General features: G+C 36.7%; 18 protein-coding genes. 5 read left to right on the forward strand and 13 right to left on the reverse strand.

Going from position 1 to position 16,825, the window contains the following annotated elements:
• Nucleotides 1-7: 7 nt before the first annotated feature.
• Both OZY43_RS04370 and OZY43_RS04375 read right to left on the reverse strand, forming a co-directional pair.
• Nucleotides 8-805: a Nif3-like dinuclear metal center hexameric protein gene (locus OZY43_RS04370; RefSeq protein ID WP_277163820.1), complete on the reverse strand. Its 798-nt coding sequence runs from the start codon at nucleotides 803-805 to the stop codon at nucleotides 8-10.
• Nucleotides 802-1,479, reverse strand: a complete 678-nt coding sequence (locus OZY43_RS04375) for a class I SAM-dependent methyltransferase (RefSeq protein ID WP_277163822.1) — start codon at nucleotides 1,477-1,479, stop codon at nucleotides 802-804. The genes OZY43_RS04370 and OZY43_RS04375 overlap by 4 nt, the downstream gene beginning before the upstream one ends.
• Before the next feature lie 125 nt (nucleotides 1,480-1,604).
• Here OZY43_RS04375 and OZY43_RS04380 point away from each other — a divergent pair, with 125 nt between their 5' ends.
• Nucleotides 1,605-2,045 (forward strand): 8-oxo-dGTP diphosphatase, encoded by a 441-nt coding sequence (locus OZY43_RS04380; protein WP_277163823.1) that lies wholly within the window; start codon nucleotides 1,605-1,607, stop codon nucleotides 2,043-2,045.
• 42 nt (nucleotides 2,046-2,087) lie between these two features.
• Here OZY43_RS04380 and rpoD read toward each other — a convergent pair whose 3' ends face one another.
• From rpoD to rpsU, 10 genes are all read right to left on the reverse strand, one after another.
• On the reverse strand, nucleotides 2,088-3,209 hold the full coding sequence (gene rpoD, locus OZY43_RS04385) for an RNA polymerase sigma factor RpoD (protein ID WP_277163825.1): 1,122 nt from the start codon (nucleotides 3,207-3,209) through the stop codon (nucleotides 2,088-2,090).
• Nucleotides 3,209-5,026: a DNA primase gene (gene dnaG, locus OZY43_RS04390; protein WP_277163826.1), complete on the reverse strand. Its 1,818-nt coding sequence runs from the start codon at nucleotides 5,024-5,026 to the stop codon at nucleotides 3,209-3,211. Before dnaG ends, rpoD begins: the two co-directional genes overlap by 1 nt.
• 20 nt (nucleotides 5,027-5,046) lie before the next feature.
• Nucleotides 5,047-7,113 carry a glycine--tRNA ligase subunit beta gene (gene glyS, locus OZY43_RS04395; protein ID WP_277163827.1) on the reverse strand — a complete coding sequence of 689 codons (2,067 nt, stop codon included), beginning with the start codon at nucleotides 7,111-7,113 and terminating at the stop codon, nucleotides 5,047-5,049.
• Nucleotides 7,106-8,023 carry a glycine--tRNA ligase subunit alpha gene (gene glyQ / locus OZY43_RS04400; protein WP_277163828.1) on the reverse strand — a complete coding sequence of 306 codons (918 nt, stop codon included), beginning with the start codon at nucleotides 8,021-8,023 and terminating at the stop codon, nucleotides 7,106-7,108. The genes glyS and glyQ overlap by 8 nt, the downstream gene beginning before the upstream one ends.
• A gap of 250 nt (nucleotides 8,024-8,273) precedes the next feature.
• Complete coding sequence (recO, locus tag OZY43_RS04405) at nucleotides 8,274-9,026, reverse strand: DNA repair protein RecO (RefSeq protein ID WP_277163829.1); 753 nt, start codon at nucleotides 9,024-9,026, stop codon at nucleotides 8,274-8,276.
• Nucleotide 9,027: 1 nt separating this feature from the next.
• A complete protein-coding gene (gene era / locus OZY43_RS04410; RefSeq protein ID WP_277163830.1) occupies nucleotides 9,028-9,936 on the reverse strand; it encodes a GTPase Era in 909 nt (302 codons plus the stop codon).
• Nucleotides 9,936-10,460: an rRNA maturation RNase YbeY gene (gene ybeY, locus OZY43_RS04415; RefSeq protein ID WP_277163832.1), complete on the reverse strand. Its 525-nt coding sequence runs from the start codon at nucleotides 10,458-10,460 to the stop codon at nucleotides 9,936-9,938. Before ybeY ends, era begins: the two co-directional genes overlap by 1 nt.
• Nucleotides 10,460-11,416 carry a PhoH family protein gene (locus tag OZY43_RS04420; protein ID WP_277163834.1) on the reverse strand — a complete coding sequence of 319 codons (957 nt, stop codon included), beginning with the start codon at nucleotides 11,414-11,416 and terminating at the stop codon, nucleotides 10,460-10,462. Before OZY43_RS04420 ends, ybeY begins: the two co-directional genes overlap by 1 nt.
• 21 nt (nucleotides 11,417-11,437) lie before the next feature.
• Nucleotides 11,438-11,881 carry a GatB/YqeY domain-containing protein gene (locus OZY43_RS04425; RefSeq protein WP_277163835.1) on the reverse strand — a complete coding sequence of 148 codons (444 nt, stop codon included), beginning with the start codon at nucleotides 11,879-11,881 and terminating at the stop codon, nucleotides 11,438-11,440.
• A 99-nt stretch (nucleotides 11,882-11,980) separates the two neighbouring features.
• Nucleotides 11,981-12,157, reverse strand: coding sequence for a 30S ribosomal protein S21 (gene rpsU / locus OZY43_RS04430; protein ID WP_009560161.1), 177 nt, complete (start codon nucleotides 12,155-12,157; stop codon nucleotides 11,981-11,983).
• Nucleotides 12,158-12,347: 190 nt separating this feature from the next.
• On the opposite strand from rpsU, the gene OZY43_RS04435 reads away from it, so the two are divergent.
• From OZY43_RS04435 to OZY43_RS04445, 3 genes are all read left to right on the forward strand, one after another.
• Entirely contained in the window at nucleotides 12,348-13,178 is an 831-nt protein-coding gene (locus tag OZY43_RS04435; RefSeq protein ID WP_277163836.1) for a pyruvate, water dikinase regulatory protein, read from the forward strand.
• Nucleotides 13,179-13,244: 66 nt separating this feature from the next.
• Nucleotides 13,245-13,787 carry a peptide-methionine (S)-S-oxide reductase MsrA gene (gene msrA, locus OZY43_RS04440; protein ID WP_277163837.1) on the forward strand — a complete coding sequence of 181 codons (543 nt, stop codon included), beginning with the start codon at nucleotides 13,245-13,247 and terminating at the stop codon, nucleotides 13,785-13,787.
• A gap of 275 nt (nucleotides 13,788-14,062) precedes the next feature.
• Nucleotides 14,063-14,941, forward strand: coding sequence for a YitT family protein (locus OZY43_RS04445; RefSeq protein ID WP_277163838.1), 879 nt, complete (start codon nucleotides 14,063-14,065; stop codon nucleotides 14,939-14,941).
• 64 nt (nucleotides 14,942-15,005) lie between these two features.
• Here the strand turns inward: OZY43_RS04445 and msrB are convergent, their stop codons facing one another.
• Nucleotides 15,006-15,437 (reverse strand): peptide-methionine (R)-S-oxide reductase MsrB, encoded by a 432-nt coding sequence (gene msrB / locus OZY43_RS04450; protein ID WP_277163839.1) that lies wholly within the window; start codon nucleotides 15,435-15,437, stop codon nucleotides 15,006-15,008.
• A 146-nt stretch (nucleotides 15,438-15,583) separates the two neighbouring features.
• Here msrB and OZY43_RS04455 point away from each other — a divergent pair, with 146 nt between their 5' ends.
• Nucleotides 15,584-16,768 (forward strand): aminotransferase class I/II-fold pyridoxal phosphate-dependent enzyme, encoded by a 1,185-nt coding sequence (locus tag OZY43_RS04455; RefSeq protein ID WP_277163841.1) that lies wholly within the window; start codon nucleotides 15,584-15,586, stop codon nucleotides 16,766-16,768.
• Nucleotides 16,769-16,825 lie beyond the last annotated feature (57 nt).

Here is a 16,825-nt window from a genome sequence, read left to right on the forward strand (position 1 = left end):
AACCCCTTTAAATTAAATCTTGAAATGGATTAGTTGATACTTGCGACAAACTAACTTTGACTTGCCAATTATTTTCAGCACACCATTTTTGTAATAAATCGTGCATTTTATACTTAAAAATCTTTTCAGTATAGTGACCGGGATCAACTACTGTAAGACCAGCAGCGATCATATCATGGCCTGTATGATAATAAACATCCCCCGTAATGAAAGCATCTAGTCCCTCAGTTACTGCTTGGTGCCAATACTTACCACCATCACCACAGATAAACCCGACTGTTGAAATCATCTTTTGATTATCTGCCGTAATTAAGCGGGCTAATTTGATTTTCATTTTTTGCTTAACATACATGGCAAAATCAACAGCAGTTAACGGCTGTGGTAATTTGCCTTTACGGCCAATGGCAATTCCGTCTTCATCCAAACAGAACGGTGCAACATTAGTTAAATCTAATTCTGCCGCCTGCCAATCACTTGAGCCATTTTGAGCTTTGTCCGAATTGGTATGAATGGAATAGACTGTAATGCCATTAGCAATGATTTTGCCGTACATCGCATTCTGCGGATCAGCAAAATTTAAATTACGTGCTGGATGAAACATCAACGGGTGATGACTGATAATTAGATCGACATGATTAGCAATTGCCTCATCAACAACATTAGGGCGAACGTCAAGAGTAGTCATAATCTTAGTAACTGGTTGTTCCATTGAACCAATTTGGATGCCAACCGGATCACCTTGACTCGCAATTTCTTCTGGAAAGTCTTGTCTAAGACGCGTAACAATTTCTTTAACTTGGGTCATAATTCCTCCTTAATCATTTTGATTGTTGCCTCAATCTGCTTAATATGCTGAAAATCCTTTTTCTTTGCCTGATTTAGATTAACCAATAATTTTTGCTGGTAAATTAATTGACTACGCCATTTTTGATCAAAAACCGAATTTTTATTTTGCAAAATAATTGGTCCAAAGAATAATTCTTTAGCGGACAAATTAATTTTTTGCCTAACTTGTTTAGCCTGAATTAATTCATAGGTATGACCGGCTTCAGCAATTAGGTCTTCTGCTTGAATTTGATAATTATGTGTCATTAACCATTGGCGCACACCAGGTTCACCAACATTTGGTTCAAGCACCAGTTGATTAAAGTGAAAATCTTGTTGCCAAGCATCTTCTAGAATTGTCGTTATTAACTTACCCCCCATCCCAGCAATGACCACCGTATCAATGTGGTCTTCAAGCTTAATGGTTGTTAAACCTGCACCTAATCTTGTTTCAATTTGCTCTTGCAAGCCAGCTTGAGCGATATCTTCTCGCGCATTTTCAAGTGGTCCCTTGGCAATATCACTGGCAATCGCAAATTGAATTTTACCTGATTTCACTAATTCGATTGGTAAGTAAGCATGGTCGGTACCAATATCAGCAACCCGAGTATGTGGAGCGACCATTTGTGCTAAAGTATTTAAACGTAAATTCATTTCCATCCTACTTTCTCTTGTATTAAAATTTTAGCATATTATTGTCTTAGTTTAAAAATAGCCGCCAGCTTTTTAATTTTATTTGCTTTATAATGAAGTATCATAATAAAGGAGTTAATATTTATATGGATAGAACTGAACGCGTAACGTTAACTAATATGTGTATGATTACTAATCAGGATAAAATTTTGGTTTTGAATCGCAATGATCCTACTTGGCCAGGATTAACGTTTCCTGGTGGTCACGTTGAAAGTCATGAATCATTTCATGATGCAGTGGTACGCGAAATTAAAGAAGAAACTAACTTAACAATTATTAAACCGCGGCTTACTGGAATTAAACAATTTTATGACGATAACAATCAGCGATACCTCGTTTTCTTTTATATTGCGACACATTTTACTGGTTCTGTTCGCGCTTCTGACGAAGGCACATTAACCTGGATGACTAAAGATGAGTTGCTTAGTCATCAACTTGCTTATAATTTTGATCATGACCTCCCCGTTTATTTTAATGATACTATTTATGAGCACATGCTGGATGGCAATCGTGACGAATTATTTTAAATAAAAAAGATGGTTACTTTCGTAATCATCTTTTTTATTGGTTTAATCTAAAAAGTCGCGTAATTGATTAGAACGACTAGGATGCCGCAGTTTGCGTAAAGCTTTCGCTTCAATCTGCCGGATTCGTTCACGGGTAACCCCAAAGACTTTACCAACTTCTTCAAGTGTGCGTGTTCGCCCATCATCAAGACCAAACCGCAACCGCAAAACATTTTCTTCACGATCAGTTAATGTATCAAGCACTTCTTCCAACTGCTCTTTGAGCATTTCATAGGAAGCATGTTGTTCAGGACTTGTGGCGTCCTTATCCTTAATGAAGTCGCCTAAGTGTGAGTCATCTTCCTCACCAATTGGCGTTTCAAGAGAAACCGGTTCTTGAGCAATCTTTAAAATATCACGAACCTTAGTTGTTGGCATGTCCATTTCAGCACCAATTTCTTCAGGTACTGGTTCACGCCCCAAGTCTTGCAATAATTGTCGTTGAATTCGAATTAATTTATTAATTGTTTCAACCATGTGAACAGGAATTCTAATTGTCCGTGCTTGATCGGCAATTGCACGCGTAATTGCCTGCCTAATCCACCAAGTTGCATAAGTTGAAAATTTAAAGCCTAAACTATAATCAAACTTATCAACAGCTTTCATTAGGCCCATGTTACCCTCTTGAATTAAATCTAAGAAGGACATCCCCCGACCAACATAACGCTTAGCAATTGAAACAACCAACCGCAAGTTAGCTTCTGCTAATTCTTGCTTAGCTTCTTCATCACCCTTCTCAATACGTTTGGCTAATGAAATTTCTTGATCAGCATTAAGCAATGGTACCCGACCAATTTCTTTCAGATACATCCGCACTGGATCATTCATTCTTACACTTGAAGGTGCTGACATATCCTTTAATTCGGCTTTTTCAACATCTTTTTGTTTCTTTAAGGCTAATTTGGATGGCTCACCTTTGTCGTCAACAATACTAATACCGTTATCTTCAAATTCTTGAACTAATTGATCGACAGCCTTACCTTGCAACTTATACGGTGTAATTAATTGCGCCGTAAAATCAGTTTCGGTAATTGCCTTATCCTTTTTAACTGCCTTAACGACCTTTTTAACTACTTTGTCTAAAGACAGTTCTTCTGTCTTATTAGTATTCTTTTTTTCTGCCACTAAAAAGCCCCCCTTTGACCCTGAATTCTCTTTAACTGTAAAATTTTTTGCGTAATTGCAATAATCTCGCTATTATCAGTTCTGCGTTTTGCGTCCGTTAATTGATTTTCTAATTCTTTTAATTGGGAAGTGACTTCACGCATCTTGAGAGCATGCATTTGTTCATTAATTTCACGATCAGAAAAATCCTGGGGCATATCTGTCATTTCAGCATTTACTATTATACTCTGAAGTTCGTCAGGAATAAAATCTAAGAAACCACTGGTTGTTGGATCATCATTATCTTTACTAAATTTTAACCATAATTCTGCTAAATCTGCATACTTTTTATCTGGAAATAAAAATCCTTTTTTAAGTAAAAAATCACGTGCATGTTCTGAATGCATAAATAAATATAATAATCTTGTTTGCACCGGATCATTTTTGGCATTTTGCTCTAATTCAACTATTGGAGTTGAATCATCCTCTAAGATTGGCTCTGGTAATTCATTGCCACGTTTATGGCGCTCAGCAGCAGCTATTTTACGCCTTTCCTGTAACAAATTAACCTTCAATGCATCTCGAGATACATCTTGCTGGGTCGCAATTTTATCCAAATACAAATCTTGTTCAACTGGATTAGATAATTGCGCAATTTCTTTAACCGCTTCATTAAGATAGGTGATTTTTTCACGATCATTGGCAAGATTATATTTCTTGGCTAACCGCTTTAAGAAAAAATCAGTTGGCGTCAATGCACCTGCAAGTTCTGCACGGTATTTCGTCACACCATATTTTTTTACATATTCATCAGGATCTAATTTTTCCGGTAACACAACAATCCCAATATTAAAACCGCCCGCATGATCAAACATTTTGGCTGCACGTTCTTCCGCATGAACTCCCGGATCATCACCATCATAATTAATGATAATATTGTTGGTTATTCGGCGCAGCAGATAAATCTGCTGGTCGGTTAAACTGGTCCCCATTGAAGCAATTCCAGACTTGACACCAGCTTTGTATGCTGCAATCACATCCATATAGCCTTCATATAAAACCAAATGTTTTTCTTCACGAGCAGCCTTTTTCGCTTCAGCAAAATGAAATAAGACATTAGACTTAGTAAAAATTTTAGTTTCCGGGCTATTAACATACTTAGCATCTTTTTTATCAGCAGAAATTCGCCGCCCAGAAAAACCAACTACATAGTCACTTTCATTCCCCAATGGAAACATTAAGCGATCGCGAAAGCGATCAAACATATCACCATCTTGAGACTGAGCAAACAAACCACTCGCAGCTAGATCATCATCTTGATAACCTTGACTACGTAAATATGTCAACAATAGTTTACTCTGTTTAGGTGCATAACCAATCTTAAAATGCGTGATAATCTCTGCATCAAGCCCACGTTCTTTAGCATAATCAAGTCCGCGCTTACCAGCATTGGTTGATACCAGTACGCGGTGGTAAAAATCTGCTGCAGCTTGATTAATTTGAATTAAGATATTGGAATACTTAAACTTTTGCGGAGTAATTTCATCAATTTCAACATGGCCCATTTCGGCTACTTTTTGAACGCTTTCAGGAAAAGTTAGACCATCTTTTTCCATTAGGAACTTAAAGACATTGCCACCTTTGCCACAACCGAAACATTTAAAAAATTGCTTTTGTTCATTAACGTAAAACGACGGGCTTTTTTCTTGGTGAAAAGGGCAAAGACCAGCATAGTCTTTGCCTTTCTTTTCAAGTGAAACATACTGGCTGATTACATCAACAATATTGACACTGCTACGAACTTTAGCAATTGTATCTTGAGAAATTAAGCCAGCCATTTAATCACCTATCTTTATCATTATTTAATTACTAACTTACTTAAATCACCTAACCGATCAGCTAAATTACTAATTGTACTTAATTGTGCTAATCGATTATTTTTAACTGCTTCATCTTTCGCCATAATCATATTAGTTTCGAAGTAGTGATCAATAATTGGTTGTAATTTAACAAAGTCATCATAAAGTTCAGTTAAATTAGTCACAGCTTGCAAGTTTTCAACACCTAGGTAAAGCTCATTTTCACTGTTATCTGTAAACAAACTAGAATCAACCTGAACTTGCCCCTTAAATTTAGCTTTCTTCAAAATATTGTTAATTCTGATTAGACTTTCAACTACTGGCTTAAATTGTTCATCATCGTGGTGTGCCTGTAAAACATTTGCGGCAGCTAAAATTCGAATTGGATCTTGCTGACTAGAAGCTAAAACAGCATCAACAATATCATACTTAAACTTATTCTTTTGTAAATATTGATTAATCCGATCACGAATAAAGGAAGCAATTTCTTCATCTTGCTCTGTTGATTTAGGCAACTTAGCTGCGGTTTTACCATCAAGTAAAGCTACGATTTCTGGCAAAACTTGATTAAACGGTAATGACCATTTTTGATTTAATAAAATGCGGACAATGCCGTAAGCGTAACGTCGTAAAGCATAAGGATCGTTAGACGAAGTGGGGATCATCCCAGCTGCAAAGAACGTAATAATTGTATCAAGTTTATCAGCAACTGACAGTAGTGAACCCACAGTCGTTTGTGGTAATTCTCCCTCTGCAGATAACGGCATATAGTGTTCTTTAATGGCAACAGCAACGTCATCGTTTTCACCAGCAAGCTTGGCATAATGCATGCCCATTACACCTTGCAGTTCAGTAAACTCGCCGACCATCTGGGTAACTAAATCAAACTTATATAGTTCACTAGCACGATCAAAATCAACAATTGTTTGGTCAGCCAATTGCCATTTTTTGGCTAAGAAATCACCAATAATGCGAACACGTTGTGTTTTTTCAGCCATTGAACCAATCTTATCATGAAAAGAGACATTGTTTAGTCTTTGGACAAAATGACTCAACGGGTACTTGCGGTCCTCATCATAAAAGAATTGGGCATCATCCAGCCGTGCTACTAAAACTTTTTCATTACCAGAGATAACATTGTCTAAAAAGTCTTTGTTTCCATTACGAACAGCAATAAAATGGTTAATTAAATTGTCATTTTGATCATAAACTTCAAAGTAACGTTGATTATCTTTCATTGAAGTTATTAAAACTTCTTGTGGCATTTGCAAGTATTTTTCAGCAAATGTCCCTGCAAAAACAGTCGGATATTCAACTAAATTAGTGACTTCTTCAAGTAAATTCTTATCTAATTTAATCCGCCAATTATGTTTCTTAACCAATTCTTGCATCTGTTGAACAATCATGTCTTTACGTTCGTTAGCATCAACAATCACATATTGATCCTTCAAAGCATCTTCATAATCGTCACTATTAGCCAAAACAACGGCATCACCTAAGAAACGATGGCCTTCAGTTTTGCGGCCAGCAGTAATATCTAAAATTTTCACAGGAATTACGTCGCTGCCAAATAGTGAAACTAACCAGTGAATCGGACGAACAAATTCAAAATCATGCGAATCCCAACGCATTTTGGTTGGAAAAGTCATTGCCTTAACAATATCACTCATTCCCAGCAAAATCTCGCTGGCCTGCTTGCCTTCTTGTTGAACATGAACGTAAGCATATTCTGTACCCTTAAGTTCAGCAAAATAAATATCATCAGCAGTCATTCCTTGACCACGAGCAAATCCTTGAGCAGCCTTTGTCCAATTACCATCAGCATCTTGAGCAATTTTTTTTGCTGGACCTTTTTTAATTTCATCAATGTCAGCCTGCTTTTCAGCTAAGTCTTCAACAAGAATTGTCAATCTACGAGGTGTTGAGTAAGTCTTAATATCCTTAAACTTTAAGCCATTTTCTTTTAAAAATTTTCTCGTTCTGTCAGCTAATTGCTTCACACTGCGAGAAACAACATGCGCTGGCATTTCTTCAATTCCAATTTCAAATAAATAATCTTTAGTCATTTTCAATGCCTGCCTTCTTGTCTTCTGCATTCTTTAATAATGGAAAGCCACGCTTTTCACGTTCTTGAACAAAGCAAACAGCAACTTCATGTGCCAAGTTTCTGATTCGTGCCAAATAGCCAGCCCGTTCAGTAACTGAAACTGCGCCGCGAGCATCAAGTAAGTTAAAAGTATGTGAACACTTCAAAATGTAATCGTAAGCTGGTTGTACTAAATTTTGACTTAGTAAACGCTTAGCAGTTTTTTCATAAACATCAAAGAACTTTAATAAATTCTCTTGGTTTGATTCTTCAAAAGCATACTTAGAATGCTCGTATTCAGCTTCTTTAAAGATATCGCGGTAAAGAACGCCATTGCCCCATTCCAAATCAAAGACTGAATTAACGTCTTGAATATATGAAGCCAGACGTTCAACACCATAAGTAATTTCACTCATAGTTGGCTTAACATCAAGTTCACCAACAGTTTGGAAATAAGTAAATTGACTAACTTCCATCCCATCAAGCCAAACTTCCCAACCAACACCGGCACAACCCATTGACGGATTTTCCCAGTTATCTTCAACGAATCTAATATCGTGTTCTAGCGGATTAATTCCTAAAACTTGCAAACTATCTAAATAATATTGTTGAATATTTTCAGGTGCTGGTTTAATTACAGCTTGGAATTGGTGATGTTGAAACAAGCGATTAGGGTTATCACCATAACGCCCATCAGCTGGCCGTCTTGATGGTTCAACATAACAAGCAGCCCAAGGTTCAGGTCCGACTGCTCGTAAAAAGGTATAGGGACTCATGGTGCCTGCACCCTTTTCGACATCATATGACGGCATAATCATACAACCTTTGGAAGACCAAAATTCTTCCAGTTTAAAAATCATTTCTTGAATTGTTAATTTTTTCTTTGCCATTATAATTCCTCCCTGCATTAGGCCATAAAAAAAGCCTATGCAAAACTTGCATAGGGACGAGATTTGATCGCGGTTCCACCCTAATTCAGGGAATATTTTCCCTGCTCTTAATTGGATTGACTAGAGGTGCCTTTTCCCAGATGTCCTCACACTAACTAACACTCGCTTAACTGGTACTTTTTAAAATCCTCATCTACATCAAAATACACTGGTATTTTACCATAATCACGTAAGTAAACAAAATCCTTACCTAAAATAATTTTAATTCATCTAAGAATTTTTTGGTTTTCAAGTTTAAATCAATTGTTTCCCGATAAATGCGGTCAATTGCTTTGCGTGTAGCTTTTTTAGTTCCTTCATTGACTGTAATTGAACCTAGACGTGCAATTGGCAGTAAGCCGATTGTTCTTAAGATAGCTGTTTCTTTAGGTTGTAAGCGGAGCCGACTAGTTTCTGTATAAAAATGATCACTACAAATAATACCGCCACGCTTAATTGAATAATCGAAAATGCCCTGACTTTTGCCACAAATAACACAATTACGTAACTCAGGTTCAACTCCGTAAGCTGCGAGTAGCTGCATCTGGACAATTTGGGTAATCATTTCCGGATCTACACCAGCATTAATTTTTTGCAAGGCAAATTCAGCTAAAGCATAATATTTACTCAACGGTTGATGTTCAACGAAGGCATGGTCAATTAAATCCAAAATAAAAGAAGCATAAGCATTCTTAGTCAGGTCATTAAATAACCCATCAAACTGCCTTACTTCTTTATAAGTTCGCAGATTACTTAAACCCTGACCACTAGTATAAATAACGTAAGTCCCGTAAGAAAAGTTAAGCAAAGCTGCACCTAACTTGGATTTCGGACGCAATGCTCCCCGAGCAATCATCGTAATAATGCCATTTTCTTTAGTAATAATCTTAGCAAGTAAATCTGCTTCTTTAAATTTTTGCCTTTTAAAAATAATGCCCTGAACTTCTTTAAGTTCACGTGCCATTTTAGGATAAAGCCTTCTTATCGTAACCAATCTGCTTTAAAAAGCTAGGATCAGAGCGCCAATTACGCTGCACTTTAACCCATAAATGTAAATTAACTTTTTCACCAAGCAGATTCTCAATTTGTCGTCGCGAATTAATACCAATCTGCTTCAGCATTTTACCGCCCTTACCAATAATAATGCCTTTTTGACCACTCTTTTCAACGTAGATTGTGGCTTCAATTTGCAGCTTGCCTTTTTCGTGTTGGTTCATCCGTTCAACCCAAACTGCAGTTGCATGTGGAACTTCCTCAGCAGTTAATTTCAAAATTTGTTCACGTACTAACTCAGAAACCATAAAATATTCTGGACGATCAGTAATTTGGTCAGGATCATAATAATCTGGTCCTGCTGGTAAATACTGGTGCAAAATTGCAATTAAGTCGGTAATTCCAACCCCTTGAGTAGCAGAAATTGGTAAAAATTCTTTAAACAAATCTAATTTGCGGTAAGAATCAATGATTGGCAACAAGTTGTTGGGATTTACCTGATCAACTTTATTAATTACCAAAAAAACTGGTACCTTAACTTGCTTCAGCAATTGAACGATATATTCGTCACCTTTACCAATTTTCTCAGGTTCAACCATAAACAAAACCAGATCAACATCATTTAAACTAGAAATGCTGGCCTGATCCATATAATCATCCAACTTCAAATGTGGCTTAAAAATCCCCGGCGTATCCACAAAGACAACTTGCATGTCGTCAGTTGTATAAATACCAGAAATTTTATCACGAGTTGTCTGCGGCTTATTAGAAGTAATTGCGACTTTTTGACCGACTAAATTATTCATCAAAGTAGACTTACCAACATTTGGTCGGCCAACCAATGCAACAAAACCAGATTTATTTTTCTTATTTTCAGTCATTATTTTCCTCTGCCTTCATCTAATTGGTCAGGATACAGTGGTAACCCATATTCTTCAAGTACTTTACCTTGAATGCCAAACATTTCTTTTGCTTCATCAGGTTCAATATGGTCATAACCATTAAGATGTAAAAAGCCATGAACTAATGTATAACCAAATTCACGATCCCATCCTGTACCATATTCCTTACTATGCCGCTTAATTACACTAGGACACATGAATAAGTCACCAATGTCTTCTTGAAAATCTGGGTCAGCAGTAAAAGCTGCTAAATCAAGGTCATCTTCGCCATCTTCAATTGCAAATGAAATAACATCAGTTGGTCGGTCTTTACCCCGATATTCTTTATTGATTGCATGACTGCGTTCTTCATCGACAAAATTGATACTCATTGCCAGATTATTATTTTTAGCAATTTCTTTTTTGGCTAATAATAATAATTTGGCAATCCAAGCTTGCCAATCACGCGCATCACTCTTCAAAAAATTGACCTCGTCATTATAAGTAATTTCAATAGGCATCATTAATGTCGTTCGTCCTCTTTCTCATAAGCGTTGATGATTTTGGCAACAACTGGATGTCGTACAACATCGTTAGCCGTAAACCTAATAAATTTAATTTGGTCAATACCCTTTAAAATTCGCTGTGCATCAATTAAGCCGCTGCGTTGACGACCCGGTAAGTCTACCTGTGTCATATCGCCGTTAACAATCATTTTCGAATTAAAACCTAACCGCGTTAAAAACATCTTCATCTGCGCATCGGTTGTATTTTGAGCTTCATCTAAAATAACAAAGGCATCATCAAGAGTTCTTCCCCGCATATAAGCAAGTGGCGCCACTTCAATTACACCACGTTCCATTAGTCGATCAGTGGTGTTAGTTCCTAAAATAGCATAGAGCGAATCATAGATTGGCCGCAAATACGGATCAACTTTTTCCTTTAAATCTCCTGGCAAAAATCCTAGTGATTCACCAGCTTCAACAGCTGGACGTGTTAAAACAATGCGAGAAACCTCACCCTTTTTAAAAGCTGCAATTGCACAAACAACGGCCAAGAATGTCTTACCAGTACCGGCAGGTCCGATCCCAAATACAACATCACTTTTTTGGATAGCTTCGACATATCGCTTCTGCCCCATATTTTTAACTCTAATCGGCTTACCTTTAGCATCCCGAATTAAAATTTGTTTATAGAGGTCTGAAAAATATTCCGTAGTTCCCTTATCCGCCATCTTCATTGCACTGACAACGTCGGGGGCACCGATGTTAACACCCGTTCCCACAATTTGGTCTAAAGCCTTTAGAACTGCAATTACTTTCAGTACATTATCTTGCTCACCAGCAACCACAATTTGGTTACCCATGTCGGTAACGCTGATATCATAACCTTCAGCCATTAAGTTAAGATTACCGTCATTAATTCCAACTAATTGCTGCATATTTTCCGGATTTTTAGGAATAAAATTGGTTTGAGCCAAAAACTTCGCTCCTTTTCTTGCTTAGTTCAACTGGCTTTGAACCGCACTTGAAGCGGCCTTACCGTCAGCCTTACCCTTAATTTTAGGCATTAAAGCTTTCATTACTTTGCCAAAATCTGATTTGCCTTTTGCACCAACTTCAGCAATTGTTTCAGTTACAATTTGCTTTAATTCAGCTTGAGATAACTGCTTTGGCATGTAACTTTCAACAACAGCCAATTCTTTTTTAGTTTCTTCGGCTAAGTCATCGCGTTTGGCCTTCGTAAATTCTGCGATTGATTCTTCACGCTGCTTTTTTTCTCGGTTTAATACCGTTAGTTCTTCATCAGGACTGAGTTCATGACCAGCCTTGATTTTTTCATTCATTAAAGCTGACTTAATCATCCGTACAGTATTCAATCTGATTTTATCACGGGCTTTCATAGCTTCTTTCATATCCGCCATGATTTGTTCAGATAAACTCACAACTACTCCTTCTTTCTAAAATATAATCCAGATAAATTATAACAAATTTAACGTAAAAAAACGACCTCTACCAACAGATAGAAGTCGTTTCTTTATATATTAATAATGTCTACGTTTCCGTGCTGCTTCAGATTTAAGCTTTCTACGTACACTAGGTTTTTCGTAGAATTCGCGTTTGCGGTATTCTTGCAAGGTACCACTTCTTGAAACGGAACGTTTGAAACGACGAAGAGCATCATCAATAGACTCGTTTTCGTGAACGACTGTCTTAGCCATGTGTGATCCCTCCTTCCATTTCTTGACGTTACCGTCATTGCATTTATTTAAATTATAACAAACCATATCGTACGGTCAATACAAATCTGTAATATTTTTCAAAAAAATCTATTTTTCTGTGTAATTGATTAATAAAATCTGTTATTGCCCATTTTAAAAAGGTATAATTAAACAAAAAAAGGAGTTACTAATGAGTGAAGAAACACCAAAAAAAGAAGTTAATATAATTATCATTTCTGATTCGGCCGGCGATACTGCCTTTAACAATGCAATCGCTGCTGCGGCTCAATTTCCTGATGCTCAGATTAATTATCGGCGCTACCCTTTTATTATTGATAAGAAGCGTCTCGAACAAACTTTTACTGAAATTGAGCAGTATCCTAATTTAGTAATTATTTATAGTTTAGTCAAAGACGAAATGCAAATTCCAGTTATTCGGTTTGTCCGTGAACATAAAATTCAAAGTGTTGACATTTTGTCGCCAGCTGTTGAGGCCTTGCAAAAAGTAACAGGAATACGACCGCTAGAACGTATTGGTGCTCAACACAAGATGAACCAACAATATTTTGACCGTATTTCAGCGATGGAATTTGCAGTAATGTATGATGATGGTAAAGACCCGAAAGGGTTCTTAGAAGCCGACGTTGTGCTACTAGGTGTTTCTCGGACTTCTAAGACACCACTTTCGTTATTTTTGGCTAATAAGAACTTAAAGGTGGCTAACTTGCCTCTTGTTCCCGACACCCATATTCCTAAAGAAATTTATAAAATTGATCCGAAAAAAATTATTGGTTTAACTAATGATCTGTCTGTCTTAAACGAAATTAGGCGCCAACGAATGATCTCTTACGGCCTTAATCCGGATACAACTTATTCCAATACTGATGCAATTAGAGCAGAGCTTAACTCAGCCCAACAATTATATGAAAAATTAGGCTGTTATGTAATTAATGTTGCTCACCGGTCAATTGAAGAAACGGCTGCATTAATTTTGCGTCATCTAGGAATTGAGGAACTGTAAATATCGTTTAATTATTAGTATTATTTTTACTTAATCACATTAACAAATTGTTTTCGAGGTACATTAATGACACAACAAGAGAAAAATTCTAAATTAACAACAGCAATTTTTGCTGGTGGCTGTTTTTGGTGCATGGTGCAACCATTTGATAGTTTACCGGGAATTAAGCAGGTAATTTCTGGCTATACTGGCGGCCAAGTTGCCAATCCAACCTATGAACAAGTTTGCTCTGGGACAACTGGTCATACTGAAGCTGTTGAAATTACTTTTGATCCTACAGTTATGCCATATGAGAAGCTGCTTGAATACTATTGGCAAGTAACTGATCCAACTGATGCAATGGGACAATTTCAAGATCGTGGTGACAATTACCGTCCCGTTATTTTTTATAATTCACCAGTGCAAAAAGCAGCTGCGGAAAAATCTAAAGCTGCTTTAGAAGCTAGCGGCAAATTTGATAAACCTATTGTCACTAAAATTGAACCAGCTCAACCCTTCTATCCTGCAGAAGAATACCACCAAGACTTTTATAAAAAGGATCCTTCAAGATATGAACTTGAAGAGTCTGGTGGCCGGGCAGAATTTATTAAGAAACATTGGTCAAAGTAAAATTACTACTATTTGATAGATAATCCGTGTTACGATATAGATGTGGATGTTGTATTGCGGTATATTACATACTAAATAACAATAATTATACTATACTAGAGATTTGATTTTACTTTGTTAAACATCCACAGATGTAACCAGCTTGATTGCTGGTTATTTTTAATTAAGAAACTTTAACGAAAAAGCATTTTCTTGTTGGTTAAAAAAGCAACTTTTGTTACACTAATCATGTTTGCCTGTCAGTAGTTTTAATAAAGGGGACTAATATTTAATATATGGATCAACTTGATAAATTTAACAGGCGGTATAACCTGCTTTCAAAAATTTCAGCATCCTTCTTTTATTCGCTTGCCGTAGCCGTTGCTCTTAACTTCTTTTGGACACCCGGACACATGTACTCATCAGGAGTAACAGGATTTGCCCAACTGATTAACACACTGAGTGAACGTTTTTTGCCGTTTACGTTGAGTACGTCAACAATGTATTTTGCATTAAACGTGCCTCTTTTTTTACTTGGTTGGTTTAAAATTGGGCACAAGTTTACTGTGTTTACAATTATTACCGTTGTTTTAGGATCATTTATGATGCACGTAGTAAATCCAATTAGCATGCATATTGATCCGCTGGTTTGTGCTATCTTTGGCGGCATGGTCAATGGATTGGGGACTGGCTTTGCTTTGAAAAACGGCATTTCTACTGGTGGCATTGACATCATTGGGATCGTCATTCGGCAAAAAACAGGTGCAAGTTACGGCAAAGTTAATATCCTGATTAACTTAATAATTATCGCTGCCGCGGGTTTTGCCTTCGGCTGGAGTCGAGCACTCTACTCTGCTTTAACAATTTTTATTAATGGGCGCGTAATTGATGCAGTTTATACCCAACATCAAAAATTACAGGTAATCATTGTTACTGAACAACCACAGGTAATTATTGATGGTATTCAAGAAAAAATGCACCGTGGCATTACTATTTTTCACGATGTTGAAGGTGCGTACAGCCATAATGAAAAAACGGTTTTGATTACAGTGATTGACCGTTACGATATGTATGATATTTTACAGATCATTAAAAAGAGTGATCCTTATGCATTCATGAGTGTAAGCGAAGTTGAGCGAGTTTATGGCCGGTTTAAGGAGCAAGAAATTGTTTAAGTTAAAAAGCACTACAAATTTGTAGTGCTTTTTTATTTTTTAATTCAGCTTTACATAATAAAAATTATTTAAATATCTTTTCATATTCACCATAGCCGGCTTGTTCAAGTTGCTCATAAGGAATGAATTTCAAGGCTGAAGAATTAATACAATAACGCAATCCACCACGATCACTTGGACCATCCGTAAAAACATGACCTAAATGCGAATCTGCCTCAGGACTACGGACCTCAGTTCGCTCCATTTGGTGCGATTGGTCGCGGCGATAATTTAACTTTTTAATTGGTTTAGTAAAACTAGGCCAACCACACCCGGCATCATATTTATCTTTACTAGAAAATAATGGTTCGCCGGATACAATGTCAACATAAATTCCCGGTTCATAAAAATCATCATACTTGCCTCTGAATGGATAATCAGTTGCAGCATTTTGCGTAACTTCATACTGGTCATTAGTCAGCTGCTTTAATCGTTCATTCTTTTTGTTTTCTTCCATGTATTTCACCTCATTTTTAACTATACATCCAAATAGCAATTATTTATTGTTTAAGTGCTTATTAAAGTTTGCGATTTTTTAATTCAGTTTACAAGTCTTTTAGTTTATAATCATTTGGGAAGTATATTATTAGAAAGGTTTTAATTATGCCACATTTAGCAAAAGATTTAAGCAAAACAATCAATTCAAGAATACATCATCTACCAGTTTCGCAAATGGGTCAATTTAATGATGAAATTTCGCAAATTCCTGAAATAATTAAATTGACAATCGGTGAACCAGATTTAAAAACGCCGGAGCACATTAAGCAAGCTGCAATTACTGATATTGAAAAGGATGATTCGCATTATGCGCCTCAAGCTGGTAAGGCAGAGTTGCTAGCAGCAATTAGTACTTATTTAAAGGATAGTTTAGACGTCACATATAATCCTGCAAGTGAAATTTGTACAACAGTTGGTGTTACTGAAGCACTGAATCTAGTTTGCATGACACTCCTTAATCCGGGTGATAAAATTCTTGTTCCTACTCCTGTTTGGGGCGTTTATTTTGGGATTATCGAAATGGCCGGTGCTATTCCAGTTCAAATCGACACAGCACAAGATAATTTTATTCTTACAGCCGATCACTTAAAAAATGTTTTAAAAAATGAAGGCAAAGGTGCCAAAGCTGTAATTTTAACCGATCCTTCAAACCCGACTGGCCGTGTATATAGTAAGGAAGAATTAACCGCATTAGCACAAGTGATCATGGACTATAATTTGTATGCGATTAGTGATGAAATCTATGCCGAATTGATTTACAACCACAAACAGCACTATTCACTTACTCAATTAATTCCTGAGCGAACACTATTATTATCAGGTTTATCTAAAAGTGTGGCAATGACTGGCTGGCGTCTTGGTTATATTGCTGGTCCCGCAGAAATTATGAGTACGATTATTAAAGTTAATTTCTTCTTAATCACAGCTGTCACTGACAATGTCCAAGCTGCAGCTACTGAGGCACTTACTAACGGGCAAAATGATTATCAACAAGCCCGTGGAATTTATGAAAAGCGATTAAACATCATTGAACAGGGCCTCAAAAAATGTGGTTTTAACATGGCAACACCAGAAGGTGCATTTTATATTTTTGCTAAAATTCCGGCCAAGTTTGGGCAAGATGATGTTAAGTTTGCCAAAGATCTTGCTGCTAAGGCTAAAGTCGGTGTTATGCCAGGAAGCTTTTTTGGTCAAGGCGGGCAAGGATTTATTCGGTTATCTTATGCCGCTTCTGAAGCTGATTTAAAAGAAGCCGTTTTGCGAATTACTGATTACGTTAACCAGCTGTAAGCAAAGTAGACGCCTTTCTGCCATTTTTATAGTAAAATTGATTAGATAAATAATTTA

It is taken from the genome of Lactobacillus sp. ESL0785 (assembly GCF_029395455.1).
Taxonomy (GTDB): Bacteria; Bacillota; Bacilli; order Lactobacillales; family Lactobacillaceae; genus Lactobacillus.

What these genes read in the sequence shown, in the direction of transcription:
- OZY43_RS04370 (WP_277163820.1), bottom strand. Translation starts at nt 805, where the DNA reads ATGACCCAAGTTAAAGAAATTGTTACGCGTCTTAGACAAGACTTTCCA.
- OZY43_RS04375 (WP_277163822.1), bottom strand. Translation starts at nt 1,479, where the DNA reads ATGAATTTACGTTTAAATACTTTAGCACAAATGGTCGCTCCACATACT.
- OZY43_RS04380 (WP_277163823.1), top strand. Translation starts at nt 1,605, where the DNA reads ATGGATAGAACTGAACGCGTAACGTTAACTAATATGTGTATGATTACT.
- dnaG (WP_277163826.1), bottom strand. Translation starts at nt 5,026, where the DNA reads ATGGCTGGCTTAATTTCTCAAGATACAATTGCTAAAGTTCGTAGCAGT.
- glyS (WP_277163827.1), bottom strand. Translation starts at nt 7,113, where the DNA reads ATGACTAAAGATTATTTATTTGAAATTGGAATTGAAGAAATGCCAGCG.
- glyQ (WP_277163828.1), bottom strand. Translation starts at nt 8,023, where the DNA reads ATGGCAAAGAAAAAATTAACAATTCAAGAAATGATTTTTAAACTGGAA.
- recO (WP_277163829.1), bottom strand. Translation starts at nt 9,026, where the DNA reads ATGGCACGTGAACTTAAAGAAGTTCAGGGCATTATTTTTAAAAGGCAA.
- era (WP_277163830.1), bottom strand. Translation starts at nt 9,936, where the DNA reads ATGACTGAAAATAAGAAAAATAAATCTGGTTTTGTTGCATTGGTTGGC.
- ybeY (WP_277163832.1), bottom strand. Translation starts at nt 10,460, where the DNA reads ATGATGCCTATTGAAATTACTTATAATGACGAGGTCAATTTTTTGAAG.
- rpsU (WP_009560161.1), bottom strand. Translation starts at nt 12,157, where the DNA reads ATGGCTAAGACAGTCGTTCACGAAAACGAGTCTATTGATGATGCTCTT.
- OZY43_RS04435 (WP_277163836.1), top strand. Translation starts at nt 12,348, where the DNA reads ATGAGTGAAGAAACACCAAAAAAAGAAGTTAATATAATTATCATTTCT.
- msrA (WP_277163837.1), top strand. Translation starts at nt 13,245, where the DNA reads ATGACACAACAAGAGAAAAATTCTAAATTAACAACAGCAATTTTTGCT.
- OZY43_RS04445 (WP_277163838.1), top strand. Translation starts at nt 14,063, where the DNA reads ATGGATCAACTTGATAAATTTAACAGGCGGTATAACCTGCTTTCAAAA.
- msrB (WP_277163839.1), bottom strand. Translation starts at nt 15,437, where the DNA reads ATGGAAGAAAACAAAAAGAATGAACGATTAAAGCAGCTGACTAATGAC.
- OZY43_RS04455 (WP_277163841.1), top strand. Translation starts at nt 15,584, where the DNA reads ATGCCACATTTAGCAAAAGATTTAAGCAAAACAATCAATTCAAGAATA.